The organism is Streptomyces sp. NPDC031111 (genome assembly GCF_055570675.1).
In genome coordinates this window covers 1-19,069 of sequence record NZ_JBVIGS010000004.1, presented here as the reverse complement: position 1 = coordinate 19,069, position 19,069 = coordinate 1, and the positions used below count along the sequence as shown (strand labels likewise).

The 19,069-nt window shown below is 71.2% G+C and carries 17 protein-coding genes; 6 read left to right on the top strand and 11 right to left on the bottom strand.

What is annotated here, in order from left to right:
* The first annotated feature begins 23 nt into the window (after window positions 1-23).
* From ACZ470_RS10395 to ACZ470_RS10380, 4 genes are read left to right on the top strand one after another with little or no spacing between them, the layout of a single operon-like run.
* On the top strand, window positions 24-1,004 hold the full coding sequence (locus tag ACZ470_RS10395; protein WP_468426888.1) for an ABC transporter ATP-binding protein: 981 nt from the start codon (window positions 24-26) through the stop codon (window positions 1,002-1,004).
* Complete coding sequence (locus tag ACZ470_RS10390; RefSeq protein WP_468426351.1) at window positions 994-1,908, top strand: ABC transporter permease; 915 nt, start codon at window positions 994-996, stop codon at window positions 1,906-1,908. Before ACZ470_RS10395 ends, ACZ470_RS10390 begins: the two co-directional genes overlap by 11 nt.
* Entirely contained in the window at window positions 1,905-2,816 is a 912-nt protein-coding gene (locus tag ACZ470_RS10385) for an ABC transporter ATP-binding protein (protein WP_468426350.1), read from the top strand. Before ACZ470_RS10390 ends, ACZ470_RS10385 begins: the two co-directional genes overlap by 4 nt.
* Before the next feature lie 10 nt (window positions 2,817-2,826).
* Window positions 2,827-3,546: an ABC transporter permease subunit gene (locus tag ACZ470_RS10380; protein ID WP_073933376.1), complete on the top strand. Its 720-nt coding sequence runs from the start codon at window positions 2,827-2,829 to the stop codon at window positions 3,544-3,546.
* Between the two features lie 328 nt (window positions 3,547-3,874).
* On the opposite strand, the gene ACZ470_RS10375 is transcribed toward ACZ470_RS10380, so the two are convergent.
* From ACZ470_RS10375 to ACZ470_RS10335, 9 genes are all read right to left on the bottom strand, one after another.
* Window positions 3,875-4,681 carry an HAD family hydrolase gene (locus tag ACZ470_RS10375; RefSeq protein WP_468426348.1) on the bottom strand — a complete coding sequence of 269 codons (807 nt, stop codon included), beginning with the start codon at window positions 4,679-4,681 and terminating at the stop codon, window positions 3,875-3,877.
* A complete protein-coding gene (gene serS, locus ACZ470_RS10370; RefSeq protein ID WP_468426346.1) occupies window positions 4,678-5,955 on the bottom strand; it encodes a serine--tRNA ligase in 1,278 nt (425 codons plus the stop codon). The genes ACZ470_RS10375 and serS overlap by 4 nt, the downstream gene beginning before the upstream one ends.
* 552 nt (window positions 5,956-6,507) lie before the next feature.
* Entirely contained in the window at window positions 6,508-7,440 is a 933-nt protein-coding gene (pheA, locus tag ACZ470_RS10365) for a prephenate dehydratase (RefSeq protein WP_073933379.1), read from the bottom strand.
* 71 nt (window positions 7,441-7,511) lie between these two features.
* Window positions 7,512-8,798 carry an iron uptake transporter deferrochelatase/peroxidase subunit gene (gene efeB / locus ACZ470_RS10360; protein WP_468426887.1) on the bottom strand — a complete coding sequence of 429 codons (1,287 nt, stop codon included), beginning with the start codon at window positions 8,796-8,798 and terminating at the stop codon, window positions 7,512-7,514.
* A 6-nt stretch (window positions 8,799-8,804) separates the two neighbouring features.
* Complete coding sequence (locus ACZ470_RS10355) at window positions 8,805-10,742, bottom strand: copper resistance CopC/CopD family protein (protein ID WP_468426344.1); 1,938 nt, start codon at window positions 10,740-10,742, stop codon at window positions 8,805-8,807.
* 13 nt (window positions 10,743-10,755) lie between these two features.
* Window positions 10,756-11,211, bottom strand: a complete 456-nt coding sequence (locus ACZ470_RS10350; RefSeq protein WP_468426342.1) for a copper chaperone PCu(A)C — start codon at window positions 11,209-11,211, stop codon at window positions 10,756-10,758.
* Complete coding sequence (locus ACZ470_RS10345; protein ID WP_468426341.1) at window positions 11,208-11,864, bottom strand: SCO family protein; 657 nt, start codon at window positions 11,862-11,864, stop codon at window positions 11,208-11,210. Before ACZ470_RS10345 ends, ACZ470_RS10350 begins: the two co-directional genes overlap by 4 nt.
* 92 nt (window positions 11,865-11,956) lie before the next feature.
* Complete coding sequence (locus ACZ470_RS10340; RefSeq protein ID WP_468426339.1) at window positions 11,957-12,715, bottom strand: YcnI family copper-binding membrane protein; 759 nt, start codon at window positions 12,713-12,715, stop codon at window positions 11,957-11,959.
* Between the two features lie 177 nt (window positions 12,716-12,892).
* Complete coding sequence (locus tag ACZ470_RS10335; RefSeq protein WP_468426337.1) at window positions 12,893-13,693, bottom strand: hypothetical protein; 801 nt, start codon at window positions 13,691-13,693, stop codon at window positions 12,893-12,895.
* Window positions 13,694-13,913: 220 nt separating this feature from the next.
* On the opposite strand from ACZ470_RS10335, the gene ACZ470_RS10330 reads away from it, so the two are divergent.
* Entirely contained in the window at window positions 13,914-14,378 is a 465-nt protein-coding gene (locus tag ACZ470_RS10330; RefSeq protein ID WP_468426336.1) for an ATP-binding protein, read from the top strand.
* 43 nt (window positions 14,379-14,421) lie between these two features.
* Here the strand turns inward: ACZ470_RS10330 and ACZ470_RS10325 are convergent, their stop codons facing one another.
* On the bottom strand, window positions 14,422-15,879 hold the full coding sequence (locus ACZ470_RS10325) for an aminopeptidase P family protein (RefSeq protein ID WP_468426334.1): 1,458 nt from the start codon (window positions 15,877-15,879) through the stop codon (window positions 14,422-14,424).
* A 123-nt stretch (window positions 15,880-16,002) separates the two neighbouring features.
* Window positions 16,003-17,517, bottom strand: a complete 1,515-nt coding sequence (locus ACZ470_RS10320; RefSeq protein ID WP_468426333.1) for a PP2C family protein-serine/threonine phosphatase — start codon at window positions 17,515-17,517, stop codon at window positions 16,003-16,005.
* Window positions 17,518-18,021: 504 nt separating this feature from the next.
* Between ACZ470_RS10320 and ACZ470_RS10315 the strand changes: the two genes are divergently transcribed.
* Window positions 18,022-18,687 carry a bifunctional DNA primase/polymerase gene (locus ACZ470_RS10315; protein ID WP_468426331.1) on the top strand — a complete coding sequence of 222 codons (666 nt, stop codon included), beginning with the start codon at window positions 18,022-18,024 and terminating at the stop codon, window positions 18,685-18,687.
* The last annotated feature ends 382 nt before the right edge of the window (window positions 18,688-19,069 follow it).

The following is a 19,069-nucleotide window of genomic DNA, read 5'->3' as shown; positions in this document are numbered from 1 at the left end:
TCACTACCGTCGAGGACGTGACTGTGATCGCGACCGAAAGCCTGAGCAAGCGGTTCCCCCGGGTGACCGCTCTTGACCGGCTCTCCGTGGACGTCGGGCCCGGTGTGACCGGACTCGTCGGAGCCAATGGAGCCGGCAAGTCCACACTGATCAAGATCCTTCTGGGTCTGTCCCCCGCCACCGAGGGCCGCGCCGAAGTGCTCGGCCTCGATGTCGCCACCAAGGGCCCCGCCATCCGCGAGCGGGTCGGCTACATGCCGGAGCACGACTGCCTGCCGCCGGACGTCTCGGCCACCGAGTTCGTCGTCCACATGGCACGCATGTCCGGCCTGCCGCCCACCGCCGCGCGGGAGCGCACCGCGGACACCCTGCGCCATGTCGGCCTGTACGAGGAGCGCTACCGCCCCATCGGCGGCTACTCCACCGGCATGAAGCAGCGCGTCAAGCTCGCACAGGCCCTGGTGCACGACCCGCAGCTGGTCTTCCTGGACGAGCCCACCAACGGCCTCGACCCGGTCGGCCGCGACGAGATGCTCGGCCTCATCCGCCGCATCCACACCGACTTCGGCATCTCGGTCCTGGTCACCTCCCACCTGCTGGGCGAACTCGAACGCACCTGCGACCACGTCGTCGTCGTCGACGGCGGCAAGCTGCTGCGCTCCAGCTCCACCACGGACTTCACCCAGACCACCACGACCCTCGCCATCGAGGTCACCGACACCGACGAACACCCGGACGGCACCCGCGCGGCGCGCGAGGCGCTCCAGGCGCGCGGGGTGACCGTCGAGGACGGCAGCGGACTGCCGGGCGCCGGACACATCCTGCTGCTCACGGCGCAGGGCGAGGAGACGTACGACCTGGTCCGGGACGTCATCGCCGACCTCGGCCTCGGCCTGGTGCGCATGGAACAGCGCCGGCACCACATCTCCGAGGTCTTCACGAACAGCGAAGAGCACAGCGAAGAGAACGAGCAGCGGAAGGAGGCGGTCGGCCATGGCAACTGAGCAGTCCATGCAGACACCAGCCACGCCGTCGGGTGACACCCGTATCCACAACATCGGCTACCGCTCCTACGACGGCCCGCGCCTCGGCCGCTCCTACGCCAGGCTCTCGCTGTACTCGCAGTCCCTGCGCGGCGCCTACGGCCTCGGCCGCTCGGTGAAGTCCAAGGTCTTGCCGATGCTGCTGTTCGTGGTGATGTGCGTGCCGGCCGCCATCATGGTCGCCGTCGCCGTCGCCACCAAGGCCAACGACCTGCCCGTCGACTACACCCGCTACGCGATCGTCATGCAGGCCGTCATCAGCCTGTACGTCGCCTCGCAGGCACCCCAGTCCGTCTCGCGCGACCTGCGCTTCAAGACCGTGCCGCTGTACTTCTCGCGGCCCATCGAGACCGCCGACTACGTACGGGCCAAGTTCGCCGCACTGGCGTCGGCCCTGTTCATCCTCACCGCCGCGCCCCTGCTGGTGCTGTACATCGGCGCGCTGCTGGCCAAGCTCGACTTCACCGACCAGACCAAGGGATTCGCACAGGGACTCGTCTCCGTGGCACTGCTCTCGCTGCTCTTCGCCGGCATCGGCCTGGTCATCGCGTCGGTCACCCCGCGCCGCGGCTTCGGCATCGCCGCCGTGATCGCCGTACTCACCATCTCCTACGGCGCCGTCTCCACGCTCCAGGCGATCGCGGACGTCCAGAGCAGCGGCGACGCCATCGCCTGGATCGGCCTGTTCTCCCCGATCACCCTCATCGACGGTGTCCAGTCCGCCTTCCTGGGCGCGACCTCCGCCTTCCCGGGCGGCGTGGGACCGAGCAACGCCGAGGGCGTGGTCTACGTCCTCTTCAGCCTCGGCCTGATCGCCGCCTGCTACGCCCTTCTGATGCGCCGCTACAAGAAGGTGGGCCTGTGACCACGCTCAACATCGACCACGTGTCCCGCTGGTTCGGCAACGTGGTCGCCGTCAACGACGTCACCATGACCATCGGCCCCGGCGTCACCGGCCTGCTCGGCCCCAACGGCGCGGGGAAGTCCACCCTCATCAACATGATGGGCGGCTTCCTCGCCCCCTCCACCGGCACCGTCACCCTCGACGGACAGCAGGTGTGGCGCAACGAGGCCATCTACAAGCACATCGGCATCGTCCCCGAGCGCGAGGCGATGTACGACTTCCTCACCGGCCGCGAATTCGTCCTCGCCAACGCCGAACTCCACGGCCTGGGCGCCAGGGCCGCCCAGCAGGCGCTGGCCACGGTCGAGATGGAGTACGCCCAGGACCGGAAGATCGCCACGTACTCCAAGGGCATGCGGCAGCGCGTGAAGATGGCGTCCGCGCTGGTCCACCAGCCGTCGCTGCTCCTGCTGGACGAGCCCTTCAACGGCATGGACCCGCGTCAGCGCATGCAGCTGATGGACCTGCTGCGGCGCATGGGCGACGAGGGCCGCACCGTGCTGTTCTCCTCCCACATCCTCGAAGAGGTCGAACAGCTCGCCTGGCACATCGAGGTCGTCGTCGCCGGCCGGCACGCGGCCAGCGGTGACTTCCGCAGGATCCGCCGCCTGATGACCGACCGCCCGCACCGCTATCTGGTGCGCTCCAGCGACGACCGCGCCCTCGCGGCCGCGCTGATCGCCGACCCGTCGACGTCCGGTATCGAGGTGGACGTGGCGGAGGGTGCCCTGCGCATCCAGGCCGTCGACTTCGGCCGCTTCACCGCCCTGCTGCCGAAGGTCGCGCGCGAGCACGGCATCCGGCTGCTCACGGTCTCGCCGTCCGACGAGTCCCTCGAGTCCGTGTTCTCGTACCTGGTCGCGGCGTAGGAGGCCCATGATGTACGACCCCACAGTCGCCCGGCTCACCTACCGGGCCCTGCTCGGCCGTCGCCGGGCCCTCATCCTGGGCGCCCTGCCCCTGCTGCTGATCGCGATCTCCCTGGCGGTGCGGGCCCTCGCCGGCGCCGACGACCAGACCGCGGCCGACGTGCTCGGCGGGCTGGCGCTCGCCACCATGGTGCCGATCATCGGTGTCATCGCCGGAACCGGCGCGATCGGTCCCGAGATCGACGACGGCTCCGTGGTGTACCTGCTGTCCAAGCCGATCAAGCGGCCGACCATCATCTACACCAAGCTGATCGTCGCGATCGCCGTCACCATGGTGTTCTCGGCGGTACCGACCCTCATCGCGGGATTCATCCTGAACGGCAACGGCCAGCAGGTCGCCGTCGCCTACACGGTGGCCGCGCTGGTCGCCTCCATCGCCTACGCGGCGCTCTTCCTGCTGCTCGGCACGGTCTCGCGGCACGCGGTGGTGTTCGGGCTGGTCTACGCGCTGGTCTGGGAGGCGCTGTTCGGCTCCCTGGTGCCTGGCGCGCGCACGCTGAGCGTCCAGCAGTGGTCGCTGGCGGTGGCGCAGAAGGTCTCCGGCGGTGACCTGGTCACCTCGGACGTGGGCCTGACGACCGCGACGGTCCTGCTGGCCGCCGTCACCGTGCTGGCCACCTGGTACGCCGGGCAGAAGCTGCGCTCGCTGACGCTCGCCGGCGAGGAGTGAGGCGTTCGCCCGCCGGTTTTATTCGGTGGCGTCCGACTTGCCCGGCGGGCACAGTGATGGTGTCCCCGACACCGGGACAGGGCAGTCCGCGGCGGACTCCGGAGTCATCCCTACTGCTCCGTTGAGTCCGCCCGTACGGGGAACTGCCCGGGGCGGCCGCTTCGAGCACGCGCATCTCTGGCGCGTGGGCCGCCCTTCCCAGCTTCGTTGTGGTGGGGCGGGTGGGGTTGCGCAGCCCGGCGCTTACGGGCCGCCCCACCGCCCACCCGTGCCGCTGGGGGAACCTCCCAGGCCCTTTGGGCACTGGGGGAGGCACGACTGCCCGCAGCTAGGGCAGGAGGCGTTCCAGGATCGCCGCGATGCCGTCCTCCTCGTTGGAGGTGGTCACCTCGTCGGCGACTGCCTTCAGGTCCTCGTGGGCGTTGGCCATGGCTACGCCGTGGGCGGCCCACGCGAACATCGGGATGTCGTTGGGCATGTCGCCGAAGGCGATCGTCTCCGCGGCCTTCACGCCCAGCCGGCGCGCCGCCAGCGAGAGCCCCGTGGCCTTGGACAGGCCCAGCGGGAGCAGCTCCACGATGCCCTCGCCCGCCATCGTGACGGTGACGAACCCGCCCGCGGCGCGGTTCGCCGCGTCGGCGAGCTCGTCCGTGGTCAGGGTGGGGTGCTGGATGTACAGCTTGTTCAGGGGCGCCGTCCACAGGTCCGACGCGTCCGTGAACGGGGTCGCGGGCAGCCCGCCCACGACCTCGTAACCGGGGCCCACCAGCACCTCGCCGTCCAGACCGTCGCGGCTGGCCGCCAGGTACAGCGGGCCGACCTCCGCCTCGATCTTGGCCAGCGCCACCCCGGCCAGCTGGCGGTCCAGCGTCACCGAGGTCAGCAGGCGGTGCGCCCCGGCGTCGTACACCTGGGCGCCCTGGCCGCAGACGGCGAGGCCCTCGTAGCCGAGGTCGTCGAGTATGGGGCGGGTCCAGGGCACCGCCCGGCCGGTGACGACGATGTGCGCGGCGCCCGCCGCGGTGGCCGCGGCGAGCGCGTCACGGGTGCGGCGGGAGACCGAGTGGTCGTCCCGCAGCAGCGTGCCGTCGAGGTCGGTGGCGACGAGGCGGTACGGGAAGGGGGCGGTGCTCACTTGGCGACGGGCTCCAGGATCTCCCGGCCGCCCAGGTACGGACGCAGCACCTCGGGCACGCGCACGGAGCCGTCGGCCTGCTGGTGGTTCTCGAGGATCGCCACGATGGTGCGCGGGACGGCGCACAGGGTGCCGTTGAGCGTCGCCAGCGGGTGCACCTTCTTGTCCTCACGGACGCGGATGGACAGTCGGCGCGACTGGAACTCGGTGCAGTCCGAGGTCGAGGTCAGCTCGCGGTACTTGCCCTGGGTGGGGATCCACGCCTCGCAGTCGTACTTACGCGCGGCCGAGGAGCCCAGGTCGCCCGAGGCGACGTCGATCACGCGGAACGGCAGCTCAAGCGAGGTCAGCCACTGCTTCTCCCACTCCAGCAGCCGCTGGTGCTCGGCCTGGGAGTCCTCGGGGGTGACGTACGAGAACATCTCGACCTTGTCGAACTGGTGCACGCGGAAGATGCCGCGGGTGTCCTTGCCGTGCGAGCCGGCCTCGCGGCGGAAGCAGGGCGAGAAGCCCGCGTACCGCAGCGGCAGCCGGTCGGCGTCGATGATCTCGTCCATGTGGTAGGCGGCCAGCGCCACCTCGGACGTGCCGACCAGGTAGAGGTCGTCCTTGTCCAGGTGGTAGACGTCCTGGGCCGCCTGGCCGAGGAAGCCGGTGCCGGCCATCGACTGGGGGCGCACCAGCGCCGGGGTCAGCATCGGGGTGAAGCCGGCGGCCGTGGCCTGCGCCATCGCGGCGTTCACCAGGGCGAGCTCGAGCAGCGCGCCGACGCCGGTCAGGAAGTAGAAGCGGGAGCCCGAGACCTTGGCGCCGCGCTCGACGTCGATGGCGCCGAGGAGCTGGCCGAGCTCCAGGTGGTCCTTGGGCGCGAAGCCCTCGGCGTCGAAGTCACGGATGCTGCCGTGCGTCTCCAGCGTGACGAAGTCCTCCTCGCCGCCGACGGGGACGTCGGGGTGGACGAGGTTGCTCAGCTTGAGCAGCAGCTCCTGGGTCTCGCCGTCGGCGGCGTCGCGGGCGGCATCGGCCGCCTTGACGTCGGCGGCGAGCTGGCCGGCCCGCTTCAGCAGCTCGGCCTTCTCGTCGCCGGCCGCCTTGGGGATGAGCTTGCCGAGCGACTTCTGCTCGGCGCGCAGCTCGTCGAAGCGGACGCCGGACGACCTGCGCCGTTCGTCGGCAGACAGGAGGGCGTCGACGAGCGCGACGTCCTCTCCACGGGCGCGCTGCGAAGCGCGCACACGGTCGGGGTCCTCACGAAGCAGGCGAAGGTCAATCACGCGGTCAAGGCTACCGGTGCGCGGTGACGCCTCACGACTCACTATTGCGGTGCGGCGGATCACGTTCCGTTATGAGTGAATTGCGCACTGTGTTCCGTGAGGTCAATAAATGCGGCGCTCCCCCTGGAACGGGTCAGTTCGTGGGTCGGTCGTTGACCGGAATCCCTTGTGGGAAACGGGACTTGGGCCTTGGTTGTCCACAGGTATCCACACCCTCGCGCAAGTTATCCACAGGATGTGGGGAAGATCTGTGGACTTCGGAATTGATCACTCCGAAACGCTCGACCGGAGCCAAGGATTCCCAGGACAAACCCCCTTCCTCCCCACTTTTGAGTGGAAAGGGCTCACCCCAAAGGGTTGACCAAAGGAAAAGGGTGGACGAAGGGTGATGTGCGGGACGATGAACAGGATCATGATTCATGGAGCGATTTGTCGACCGAATGCGGCTTCGGTGTCGACTTGTCCCCAGGTAGAGAAGCAGACCTGTGGATAACTCCTGTGGACAACGAAAATCAGCAGGTAGGACCGGGCTCGGGACGGTCACCGACCGCGTCAGAACCGCCCGTCCTGGCATCGCGCCACCCAGTCCGCCGCCCCCACGAACTCCTCGTCCGACGTCCCGGGGAACGGCGGCCGCACCTCCCCGGGCCGTACGTCCGCACGCGGGTACGAACCGAGGAAGCGCACCTGGAGACAGATGCGCTTGAGTCCCATCAGCGCCTCGGCCATCCGGCGGTCCGAGATATGGCCCTCGGCGTCGATGCAGAAGCAGTAATTGCCGATACCGGCGCCGGTCGGCCGTGACTGGAGCAGCATCAGGTTGATGCCGCGCGTGGCGAACTCGCCCAGCAGATCGCGCAGACCGCCGGGGTGGTCGTCGCGCTGCCACAGGACGACGGAGGTCTTGTCGGCGCCGGTGGGCGCGGCCGGCCGGGCGGGGCGGCCCACCAGCACGAACCGCGTCTGGGCGTTCTCCGCGTCGTGGATCTCCGTCTCCAGGGCCTCGAGGCCGTACCGGGCGGCCGCGAACTCACCGGCGAAGGCGGCGTCGTAGCGGCCCTCCTGGACCAGTCGCGCACCGTCCGCGTTGGAGGCGGCCGATTCCCAGACGGCGTCCGGGAGGTGTGTCTTCAGCCAGTTGCGGACCTGCGGCTGGGCGGCCGGGTGGGCGGTGACCGTCTTGATGTCGGACAGCTTGGTGCCCGGACGGACGAGCAGCGCGAAGGTGATCGACAGCAGCACCTCGCGGTAGATCATCAGCGGGGTGCCCGCGACCAGTTCGTCGAGGGTGGTGGTGATGCCGCCCTCGACCGAGTTCTCGATGGGGACGAACGCGGCCTCGGCCTCGCCCGTGCGCACCGCGTCGAGCGCCGACTGCACGGACACGTACGGGATCAGCTCACGGGTGGCCGCCTCGGGAAGCGTGCGCAGGGCGACTTCGGTGAAGGTGCCCTCTGGGCCGAGATACGCATAGCTCGCTGGCATGACCTCACCCTAATGGGCCCCGGCCGGAGGCAGCCCCGGAAGAGCCCGCGGGGGTGACCCGGGGGCTGTTCTCATCCCTCCAGCAGCCGCTGCCCCACATACTCTCCCTCCGCCGCCCCGCCGGGGACGGCGAACAGCCCGCTGGCCTCGTGGCGGACGAACGGCGTCAGGGCGTCGCCCCGGTCGAGCTTGCGCTGCACCGGCACGAAGCCGCGCAACGGATCCGCCTGCCAGCAGATGAACAGCAGACCCGCGTCCGGCACCCCGTCCGCGTCGATGCCGTCGTGATACGAGAACGGGCGCCGGAGCATGGCCGCTCCGCCGTTCTGGTCGGGCCGGGTGATCCTCGCGTGGGCGTTGATGGGGACGACCAGATTGCCCCGGGCGTCCGTCTTCTCCAGGTCCATCTCGGACGTCTCGGTGCCGCCGGACAGCGGTGCCCCGTCGGACTTGCGGCGTCCGATGACGGCCTCCTGCTCCTTGGCCGGCAGCTTCTCCCAGTCGTCCAGCAGCATGCGGATACGGCGTACGACGACATAGGAGCCGTTCGCCATCCAGGCCGGCTCGGCCTTCTCGGGTACGAAGATCCGCTCGTCGAAGTCGGAGTCGGCGGGCTTGGGGTTGCGGGTGCCGTCGACCTGGCCCATCAGATTGCGGGCCGTCATCGGGTGGGCGGTGGCGCCGGGGGAGCGGTTGAAGCCGTTCATCTGCCAGCGCACCCTGGCCGCCGAGCCCGCGTCCTTCTGGACGGCGCGCAGGGCGTGGAAGGCCACGAGGGCGTCGTCGGCGCCGATCTGCACCCACAGGTCACCGTTGCTGCGGGCCTTGTCGAGAAGGTCGGAGGAGAAGTCGGGGAGCGGATCCAGGGCGACCGGGCGCTGCTTCTCCAGACCGGTGCGGCTGAAGAAGCTGTGGCCGAAGCCGAAGGTGAGGGTGAGCGAGGAGGGGCCGGCGTCGCGGGCCACGCCGGTGTCGTCCTGGGCGCTGGGCTCGCCGGCCATCAGCCGGCGGGCGGTGTCCGACCAGCGGCGCAGCAGTGCGGCCGCCTCCTTGCGTCCCGCGCCGGAGGCGAGGTCGAAGGCGATGAGATGGCCGCGGGCCTGGAGCGGCTGGGTGATGCCGGGCTGATGTTTCACGTGAAACGGCACCTGGCTGTCGCCCACCGAGGTCAGCGGGGTGGCCTCGGCGGGTGCCGAGGCGTATCCCACGGCCCCGCCCGCCGCCCCGAGTACGAGCCCGGTGGCGCCGGCCGTGCCGAGCAGGCGGCGCCGGGAGATGCCGTCCCCCGAGGCCCGGCCCACGGGCCGCTCGTGGGGGACCTCCTGGGTCCGGACCTGCGGAATGGACTGGTCAGCCATGGTCATTCAGCCGATCTTCGCGTTCTTCGAGACGGTCACCTGGTCGATGTCGGAGGTCCGCACGGTGACCTCGATCTTCCAGTCGCCCGCCATGGGGATCTGTACTCCGCTCGCCGACCAGTGTCCGGTGGTGACGTGGTCGGGGACGACGGGCAGCGGCCCGATGTCCTTGGCGGAGAGGGTGAGGGAGGTCTTCACCTCGGGGATGTCGAAGGGCCGGCCGTCCGGACCCTCGACATACACGTGCATGTCGTTGTCGCCGACCCCGGCCGGGTCGAGATCGATCGTGACGACTCCCTTGCCGTTCTCGCCGCCCGTGTCGAAGGGCATGTTCAGGGTCACCGCGCCGGTGCCCTGACCGGTCGCGGCCGACGACGGGGACGAGGCGGAGACGGCCGCACTGGCCTCCTGCTCCGTACGTCCCGGCTCGGTCTGGGTCAGCACGGTGGTGACGGCGAGCAGGACGACGGCGATGCCCGCCTCGGCGAGTGCGGAGCGGCGTAGCCCGAAACGGTTCGGGTCGGCGTCGCGCAGCCGCTTCCGCCGTGCGCTCTCCACCGCGGCCCGCTGCCGGGCGAGCTGAGCGGCCCGCACCTCGCCGTCCTCGCCCGTGCCGGCCTCCGCGGACCCGGTGGCCCGGCTCGCCGCCCCCGCCGGCTGCTTCTCCGCTTCGTTCTCCCCCTCGCCCTCCTCCTCGCGCGTCGCCACGGCCGGTGCCTCCGCCAGCCGTGCCGTCCAGCGCCGCGAGATCGAGGCGATCGCGACCAGCACCACCACGAGGCCGATCTTGGCGAGCAGCAACTGCCCGTACCGGGTGTCGGTGAAGGCCGACCAGGAGCCGAGCTGCCGCCAGCTCTGGTAGACGCCGGTGACGACCAGAGTCACCACGCTGCCGAAGGCGAGCCGGGAGAACCGCTGGACGGCGTCCCGGTCGACCGGGGTGTCGGCGGGCGCCCGGTAGAGCGCGACGAGCAGGGCGGTGAGCCCGCCGAGCCAGGCGGCGACGGCCAGCAGATGGAGCACGTCGACGGGCATGGCGATGCCCGGCTGGAGCCCCTGGGAGGCGTGCTCGGACATGGCCCAGCTCGCGGCGAGCCCGGCCGCCACGACCGTCCCGCCGATCGCGAGCCCGAAGGTCAGGTCCCGCTTCTCCTCGTCCTCCCGCTTGTCATAGGCACCGAACAGCACCGCGATGAACAGGGCCGCCGCCGCGAGCAGCAGCAGCCGGGAGACGAGTGCCGCACCGGTCTTGGTCTGGAGCACGTCCCCGAGCAGCGACAGGTCGAAGATGTCGCCGACCGTCCCGGATCGGGTGTACGAACCGCGCATCAGCAGCAGCGCCAGCGTGGCCGCGGTGAGCGCCAGCCACCCGGAGACGACCAGCCGCTGCACCGCCCGCACCCCGGCACCGCGCCCCCAGCAGGCGAGCACGAACGCGGCCCCGCCGGCCATGACGACGAAGCCCGCGTAGGACACATAGCGGCCGAAGCCGTACAGCCAGCCGACCAGGCCGTCGTCGGACCCCTGCGCGGAGGCCGGGACGGAGGTCTCGGAGGGTGCGCCGATGGAGAAGGTGAAGGCACCGGCGACGGGATGGCTGTCCGCCGACACCACCTGGTAGGCCACGGTGTAGGTGCCGTCGGGCAGCCCGCTCAGCAGCCGCACGCTGTACGTCGTGCCGCTGGGGTTGGCCGGGTCGCCCTTGTCGACCCGCTTGCCCTTGGGGTCCAGTACGCGCACGGCGTCGTCGCTCACCGCGATCTGCTCGGAGAAGGTGAGCGAGACCTGGGCCGGTGCCGTGTCGACCACCGCCCCCTGCCCGGGGTCGCTGCCGGTCAGCGCGGCGTGCGCGGAGACGGGAGCGGCGCCGGCGAGGAGCGCGCCGGTGACGGCCAGGAGCAGCAGCACCAGGGTCCGCACCCGGGGGGCGATGGTCTGGGTCACAGGGGTGTCTCCCTCAGGGTCCGGTCTTCGGGGTGTAGGTGGCCGATTTCACCGGGATCTCGACCGTGACGGGGTCGGACCGGTCGAAGCGCAGCTCGACGGAGACCTTCTGACCCTGCTTCGGCTTCCGCTTCAGCTGCTCGAACATCAGATGGTTGCCGCCGCTCTCCAGCACCAGGCTGCCGTGGGCCGGGATGTCGAGGGCCTCGACCTCCCGCATGGCCCCGTCGACGGTCTCGTGCACGGTGACCTGTCCGGCGACGTCGCTGCTGACCGAGGTCAGCCGGTCCGCGGCGTCGCCCTCGTTGGTGATGGTGAGGAAGCCGGCGGCCATGTCCGACACCGGCTGCGGGATGTACGCGGAGCCGACGGACAGCTCGGCCTCGCCGCCGCCGGAGTCGGAGCCGCCGCAGCCGGCCAGGGCCAGCGCCCCGGCGACGACCATGGCCACGGCTGCCGGGCGCCTCACGGGTTCTCGCCCTTGATGATCTTCGGAAGGTCCTTGGTGTAGTCCTCGACGGTGGCGTCCTCGCCGTAGAGGACGTAGCCGCCGTCGGTCTTCGGCGAGAAGGCGATGACCTGGGTGCCGTGGTCGGACACGGTCTTGCCGTTGTCGTCCTCGCGCGGCGGGTCGATCGAGATGCCGAGGGTGCGGGCACCGGCCTGGATGGTGTCGAAGTCGCCGGTCAGGCCGACGACCTGGGAGTCGATGCCCTTGAGCCACTTGCCCAGCGCGGAGGAGGTGTCGCGCTCCGGGTCGGTGGTGACGAACACGATCCGCAGCTCGTCCTGCTGCTCCTTGGGCAGCTGCTTCTTGGCCACGGCGAGGTTGTTCATCGTCAGCGGGCAGACGTCCGGGCAGTGCGTGTAGCCGAAGTAGATCAGCGTCGGCTTGCCCGCGGTCTCCTCGCGGAAGTCGAACTCCTTGCCGTTCGTGTCGGTGAGGACGAGGTCCGGCTTCTCGAAGGGCTTGTCGAGAACGGTGGCCGCCTTCTGGGAGCCGGCCTCCTCGGACACCATGGCGACGGGCTTGCCGCTGTCGCCGTCACCGCTGCCGCAGGCGGAGAGGGTGAGGGAGGCGACGGCGAGCAGGGCCGCCGCCGCGAAGGTCTTCTTGCGCATGAATGGTCCTGAGAGGTGAGTGCTGCGGCGCGCACCGGGAGGTCACGTGGGCCGTGGGCGCCCCGGTGCGCGCCGTGGAGATGAGGAAGAGGTCAGGCGGTCGTGCGCCGACGCCCGGCGAGTACGCCGTACGCGACGCCCGCGGCGCCGACCACGATGCCGACGACGCCCAGGACGCGGGCGGTGGTGTCCGTACCGCCCGAGTCGCCCTCGCCGTCGGAGGCGGCGGAGGTCTCGGCGGAGGCGTTCTCGGCCGAACCGGCGTCCTCGGAGGCCTTGTCGTCGTCCGCGGCGCCGTGCGAGTGGCCGTCCTCGGCGGCCTCGGACAGGGCCAGAACGGGGGCCGGGTGCTCGGGCTCCTCCTGCCCCTCCTGCGGCACCTCGATCCAGCGGACGACCTCCTTGTTGGAGTACGTCTGAAGGGCCTTGAAGACGAGTTCGTCGGCGTCCTCGGGCAGCGTGCCGACGGACACCGGGAACTTCTGGAAGAAGCCGGGCTCGATGCCGTCGCCCTTGGCGGTCCAGGTGACCTTGGAGACGGCCTCGTTGATCTTCTCGCCGTGCATCTCCAGCGGCTTGTCGAGCTTGGACTTGGTGACCTCGACGTCCCAGCCCTCGACCGGCTGCGGCATCACGGACGCCAGCGGGTGGTCCGTGGGGAACGTGATCTCGAGCTTGGTGGTCGAGGCGTTGTCCCGCTCGTTGGGGACCTTGAAGCCGACGACCGCGTAGCCGCCCTTCGCGGCCTCACCCTCCGGCTGCACGCTGACGTGCGCGAAACAGGGGGTGGACACGGCGAGGACGGCGACACCGGCGACGGCACCGGCGGCGGCGATACGGGAAGCCTTCATGGCAGAAGCACTCCGCTTCGATTGGGTTGTCACTGACGGTGAGGGATGGGGAACGTCCGCACGCGCGCGTGCCGCACGCCGGCGCCCCTCCCCCCAGCCGAGAGCCCGGAAGCCCGAGAGCCCGGAACCCCGCATGCCCGAAGGCATGGCGGCGGCGGAGTGGTGGTCGCCTCGCGTCTAGGCGGCGAGAGCGAGTGCGGTGCCGCCGGCCGGCGGGCCCCGGCGGATCACCGTGTGATGCAGCCCGACGGAACGGGGCGGAAGAGGTGCGGGCGCCGCGGTGGGCGCCGTACGCGGGGCCGCCTCCGGTGCTCCCGGGAGCCCGGCGCGCAGGGCACGCACCAGGGCGAGCGCCGCGCGGAGCGACCGTACGAGAGCGCCCTCGGCGACACCGTGCGCCGACAGCTCGGCCAGCCGCAGCAGGGCGAGATCACCGCGCCGCAGCAGCCACCCCGCGGCCAGCGCCGCGAGGACGTGGCCGAGCAGCATCGGCAGCGACGGCAGCAGCGACACCGGGGAGGCCGCCACGGCGTCTCCCGCGTGGGCGTCCGTCCCGCCGGGGTGGATCCCCGCGTCGGTGAGGAGGCGCTCGGCCTGCGACGGGGTGATCCCCGCCGCGGTCGTCCCGCACAGCAGCCGCGCGGCCTGCTCGACCAGCGCGGCGTCGGAGAGCGTGGACGACGAACCCGTGGCGGGCGCCCCGTGCTGCCCGAGGCCGAACAGCGTGTGCAGGGCCGTCTGCCCGAACGCCAGCAGCGCCGCGATCCCCGGCAGCGACCGGGTGCGTCCGGCGAGCGGCGCGGCGACGGCGACCGCCCCCAGGAATCCCGCGCCCAGCGTCCACAGCGGGACGGCGGCGCAGGAGGCGAGCGTGTGACCCGCCCCGGCCAGCACGACGCAGACCGCGGCGAACACCGCGGCCCGCAGGATCCGGAGTCCTCGTCCGGAGCGCGCCGTGCGCGGGTGGGGGGCAGACATGGCGGGCTCATCATCGCACCGGCCCACCGGTCGCCGTACGGCAGGTCCGCAAGATGAGGTACGACCGGAAGGTCACATGTGCCACAACCCGCCCCACATACACCGGTCGGGTCCACGACACACCCGCCATATGGGCGGTGTCACGTCAACTTCACGCTTACCGGCGAGCACTCAGGGCAATACGTAACGGTATGTCGAGCCGCAGCCAGGAGGCTGGAGCATGAGCATCTGGTGGTCACTCCATCTGCGGCGCGATGCCGCCAGTGTGCCGCTCGCCCGGCGCCTGCTGCTCGGCACCATGGAGACAGCGGGCGTCGACCCCGACATCTCCTACGACCTCTCCGTCGCCCTCAGCGAGGCCTGCGCGAACGCGGTGGAGCACGGCGGGGACACCGCGCGGGACGGCACCTCGGAGGCGTACCGGGTGACCGCCTATCTCGACGGCGAGAAGTGCCGTATCGAGGTCGCCGACGCGGGCCCAGGCTTCCCCGGCGCGACCGGGAGCCGCTCCCGGCCGGTGGCGCGCCCCGTGCCGTCCGACGCGGAGCACGGGCGGGGACTGTGTCTCATCCAGGAGCTCGCCGACCACGTCCACATCGGCAACAAGCCGGGCCGGGGCGGCGCGGTGGTGAGCTTCGACAAGATCCTCAAGTGGCGCGAGGACGCCCCGCTCGTCGCGGTGTAGCGAAGGCCGGGCACGCGCGCGCACCCGGCCTTCGTGTCGTGCGTCAGCCCTTCAGGCCGGCCATCCACGCCTCGACCTCGTCCGACCGCCGGGGCAGGCCGGCGGAGAGGTTCCGGTTGCCGTCCGCGGTGACGAGGATGTCGTCCTCGATGCGGACGCCGATGCCCCGGTACTCCTCGGGCACGGTCAGGTCGTCGGCCTGGAAGTACAGGCCCGGCTCGACGGTGAGCACCATGCCGGGCTCCAGCGTGCCGTCGACGTAGGTCTCGGTCCGCGCGGCGGCGCAGTCGTGGACGTCCATGCCGAGCATGTGACCGGTGCCGTGCAGCGTCCAGCGGCGCTGAAGACCCAGCTCCAGCACCCGCTCCACGGGCCCTTCGACCAGGCCCCACTCGACGAGCCGCTCGGCCAGCACGCGCTGGGCGGCGTCGTGGAAGTCGCGGTACTTGGCGCCGGGCTTCACCGCCGCGATACCGGCCTCCTGGGCGTCGTACACGGCGTCGTAGATCTTCTTCTGGAGCTCGCTGTACGTCCCGCTGATCGGCAGGGTGCGCGTGACGTCGGCGGTGTAGTACGTGTGCGTCTCCACGCCCGCGTCGAGCAGCAGCAGGTCGCCGGAGCGGACCGGGCCGTCGTTGCGGACCCAGTGCAGGGTGCAGGCGTGCGGGCCGGCGGCGCAGATGGAGCCGTAGCCGACGTCGTTGCCCTCCACGCGGGCGCGCAGGAAGAACGTTCCCTCGATGTAGCGCTCGGACGTCGCCTCGGCCTTGTCGAGGACCTTCACGACGTCCTCGAAGCCGCGCACGGTGGAGTCGACGGCCTTCTGCAGCTCGCCGACCTCGAAGTCGTCCTTGACCAGCCGCATCTCGGAGAGGAAGACGCGCAGCTCCTCGTCGCGCTCGGCGGTGACCTTGTCGGTCAGCGCCGCCTCGATCCCGGCGTCGTAGCCGCGTACGACCCGCACCGGGCCGGTGGCCTCGCGCAGCGCGCCGGCCAGCTCGCGGACGTCGGAGGCGGGGATGCCGTACAGCCGCTCGGCCTCGGTGAGGGAGTGCCGGCGGCCGACCCACAGCTCGCCCTGGCCGTCCAGCCAGAACTCGCCGTTCTCGCGGTTGGAGCGGGGCAGGAGGTAGATCGTCTCCTTGTGCCCGTCGGCCGTGGGCTCCAGGACGAGGACGCCGTCCTCGGTCTGGTTGCCGGTGAGGTACGCGTACTCGACCGAGGCGCGGAAGGAGTACTCCGTGTCGTTCGAACGCGTCTTCAGATTGCCCGCGGGGACGACCAGACGCTCGCCCGGGAAGCGGGCGGACAGCGCCGCGCGGCGGGCGGCCGCCTCGGCGGCCTGGGGGATCGGCCGCAGGTCGTGCAGCTCGGTGTCGGCCCAGCCGCTCTTCATGCTCTCGGCCAGCTCGTCGGACACGCCCGGGTACAGGCCGTTCTTGCGCTGCTTGACGGGCTCCTCTTCGGCAGTCTCCGGGGTCTCCGGCAGCTCCTCCGCCACGGTCATCCTCCTCGATACGGCACTGGACCACCCCCATCGTACGGTCGTGCGGAAACGGACGAACCGGGGAATGACCTGTTACCGAGGGCGTACGTGAGGTGATCGGACCGCGGCCTCGGGCGGCTACTCGAACCGCGCCGCCAGCAGCACCACGTCCTCCGCCGAGTCCGCGGTGTCCGCGCCCTCCGGCAGCACCGCGCGCAGGACGTGGTCGGCGACGGCGCCCGGGTCGCGGCGCAGGGCCTTCGGCACCACGGCCGCCGCCGCGTGCAGCCGCGCGAAGGCGCGGTCGGTCGGATCGCCGGTGCGGTGCAGCAGCCCGTCGGTGTAGAGCAGCACGGTCTCCCCCGGCTCCGCCTGGACCTCCACGCTCGGCGCCTCCCAGCAGGCCAGCATGCCCAGGGGAGCGGAGACCGAGGTCTCCACGAACTCGGTGCGGCGCTCACCGAGCAGCAGCGGCGGACTGTGACCGGCCCCGGCGAGGGTGATCCGGCGCAGCGCGGGCTCGCAGTAGCCGAACAGGGCGGTGGCCGACCGGGCGGGTTCGGTGAGCCGGAGCAGCAGCTCCAGGTCGGACAGGACGGCGACCGGGTCCTCGCCCTCCATGACCGCGTACGCGCGCAGCGACGCCCGCAGCCGGCCCATCGCGGCGACCGCGCTGGGCCCCGACCCGGTGACGGACCCGACGGCGAGACCGAGCGCGGCGTCCGGCAGCGGCAGCGCGTCGTACCAGTCGCCGCCCCCGAGCGGTGAGGTCCGGTGCCGCGCGGCGAGCTGGACGCCGGCGACCCGGGGGAGGCGGGAGGGCAGCAGTTCCTCGGACATCGTGGCCATGCACGCGCGCGTGCGTTCGAGTTCGAGGAGCCGGGCCAGGTGCTCGGCGGCGTGGCGGACGTACAGGCCGACGAGGTGGCGCCGGCGCTCCGACGGTTCGGCCGGCTCGTCGTAGAGCCACACCGCGGCCCCCAGGCGCCCGGCGGCCCCGGTGGCGAGGGGGAGGGTGAAGCTGGCCGCGTAGCCGAGGCGGGCGGCGACCTCGCGGTGCCGGGGGTCGATCCCCTTCTCGGCGAACAGGTCGGGCTCGGCGATGCCGTCGTCCGCGCCGGGCAGCCCGTCGAGGATCCTGCCGTACGGAAGTGAGCTGCGCGGCACCGTCTCCATGTGGCCGAGATCCGAGCGGGCCAGTCCGAGACCGACGGTGGTGGCCGGACCGAGACCGTCGGCGGGTTCCAGCGCGACGAGCCCGCGCCGCGCGCCCACCAGGGCGGATCCCGCGCGCAGCAGTTCCTCGAGCGCTTCGTCGAGCGTGCCCGCGCGGACCAGGCGCTCGGTGAGTTCGTGGAGGGTGGTGAGGTCGGAGACCCAGCCGGCGAGCCGGTCCTGGAGCAGCGCGCCCGGTGCGTTCTGGGGGTTTGCCGGGGGAGCCGGGGAGGTACCCGCGGCGACGGACGCGACAGTGTGTGCGGGTGAGGGAACCGTTGAATCGATTCCGGCCACTTTCGGAGGGTGCGGGGCACTCATGGCGTCCGGCTTTCCGACCGGTACGTACTGCTCAAAAGCATCGCAAACCCCCATGTCATTCTGCGTCGCCGGCAGTGTCTCCACATGTACACGTACTCGTGAGGAGATGTCCAGCATTGTCCTGCTGGGATTCCTGGTGTCCGTGAGGTTGAAGGGAACTCTCCGTAGACCCCTTGCCGAAATTCGAAGTTGGCTTGAAACTGCCTCAGGGGGAGGCTTATTGCGGTCGACTGGCCTTGCTCGACGGAGCGTCACAACGGTTGTGATGGGTACGTACTCGGTGAAGGCCAGGGGTGGTTGGGAACCGCTCGGGAACCTGGCGACGGACCCGGGCGTCTTAACCACCGACGACCGTGCCCCATCCTCCCGTGGCGGAGGCGGAGAGAAACACGCGCGACGGCAAACGCCAGACTTCGCCACCCCCACGCCACGCCCGTACTTCTGATAGACGCAGTATGGGTGGGACGGCCGCGGAGGCAGCCCATGCTCGGCCCATAGGGGTTCCCCCTGCCCGGCGCGGGGGTGTGATGCGCCAACAGGTACGCACAGTGAAGTGATCGACACATGACGTGATCTGGACCACGGTGTTGCCAGGCGTGCAACGGAAAGGAACGAGCGCTCATGCGCGAGATCCTCGGAAGGCGACGCGGGCTCCTGTCCCGGCGACGCGGCGGACGGCCTGAGTTGATCGGCGCGGCCCTGACCTTCGCCTCGGAATGGCAGTGGCCCGTACTCCCGGGCGTGGCGGCGGACCCGCGGGGCGGGTCCCGCTGCGGCTGCCCCGACCCCGACTGCACGGTGCCGGGTGCCCACCCCTTCGACCCCGGCCTCCTCGCCGCCACCACCGACGCGCGCATGGTGCGCTGGTGGTGGAGCAACCGGCCGACGGCGCCCATCATCCTCGCCACCGGAGGCAAGGCACCCTGCGCGGTGTCCCTGCCCGCGCTTCCGGCCGCTCGCGCCCTCGCCGCACTCGACCGGCGCGGCATGCGGCTCGGCCCGGTCGTCGCCTCGCCGACCCGCTGGTCGATCCTGGTGAAGCCCTACTCCCTGGAGCAGCTGGGCGAGCTGCTGTACGCCAAGGACTTCGTCCCCGGCTCCCTCCGCTTCCACGGCGAGGGCGGCTACATCGCCCTGCCCCCGTCCGAGACCGCGCAGGGCGGGATCCGCTGGGAGCGCGCGCCGCTGCCCGGCTCGGCCTCGCCCTGGGTCCCGGGTGTCGAGGCGGTGGTGGACGCCGTGGTCGACGCCCTCACCCGTACGGGCGTGAGCGCACCCGAGATCTGACGGGTGCCGGAGGCCGGGCCGCCCTGTGCGCGATGCCGGGCGCGGAGCCGACGGTGAGCCGTCGCCACTCCGCCCCTCACGGCAACTCGCCTGTGACGACGTGCAGTTGACGCGCGACCGCGTTCCGTGAACGCCGGTCGGTATGCAAAGACCCGGTTGCTGGCGACGGGGGATGCACCAGCAACCGGGCTACTGGAACGGTAACAAGAGATCGGCGGTTCGCAAATTCGATCTCGGCTTTTCCGGTCACCGACTGGCTTGTCCGCGACGGGAGTTGCCCATGGGGCAGGTGGTGCGCCGCACGGGGGTTCCGCCGGACGGCCGTCCGGCGGGACCCCCGTCCGGCCACCCAACATGACCCTGCGGTTTTTTCAGACCCCGC

Bases quoted from the DNA above. Each gene is read 5' to 3' on its own strand.
- ACZ470_RS10340 (WP_468426339.1), bottom strand. From the start codon at position 12,715: ATGAAGGCTTCCCGTATCGCCGCCGCCGGTGCCGTCGCCGGTGTCGCC.
- ACZ470_RS10380 (WP_073933376.1), top strand. From the start codon at position 2,827: ATGTACGACCCCACAGTCGCCCGGCTCACCTACCGGGCCCTGCTCGGC.
- ACZ470_RS10335 (WP_468426337.1), bottom strand. From the start codon at position 13,693: ATGTCTGCCCCCCACCCGCGCACGGCGCGCTCCGGACGAGGACTCCGG.
- ACZ470_RS10330 (WP_468426336.1), top strand. From the start codon at position 13,914: ATGAGCATCTGGTGGTCACTCCATCTGCGGCGCGATGCCGCCAGTGTG.
- ACZ470_RS10345 (WP_468426341.1), bottom strand. From the start codon at position 11,864: ATGCGCAAGAAGACCTTCGCGGCGGCGGCCCTGCTCGCCGTCGCCTCC.
- ACZ470_RS10390 (WP_468426351.1), top strand. From the start codon at position 994: ATGGCAACTGAGCAGTCCATGCAGACACCAGCCACGCCGTCGGGTGAC.
- ACZ470_RS10315 (WP_468426331.1), top strand. From the start codon at position 18,022: ATGCGCGAGATCCTCGGAAGGCGACGCGGGCTCCTGTCCCGGCGACGC.
- efeB (WP_468426887.1), bottom strand. From the start codon at position 8,798: ATGGCTGACCAGTCCATTCCGCAGGTCCGGACCCAGGAGGTCCCCCAC.
- pheA (WP_073933379.1), bottom strand. From the start codon at position 7,440: ATGCCAGCGAGCTATGCGTATCTCGGCCCAGAGGGCACCTTCACCGAA.
- ACZ470_RS10320 (WP_468426333.1), bottom strand. From the start codon at position 17,517: ATGCTGGACATCTCCTCACGAGTACGTGTACATGTGGAGACACTGCCG.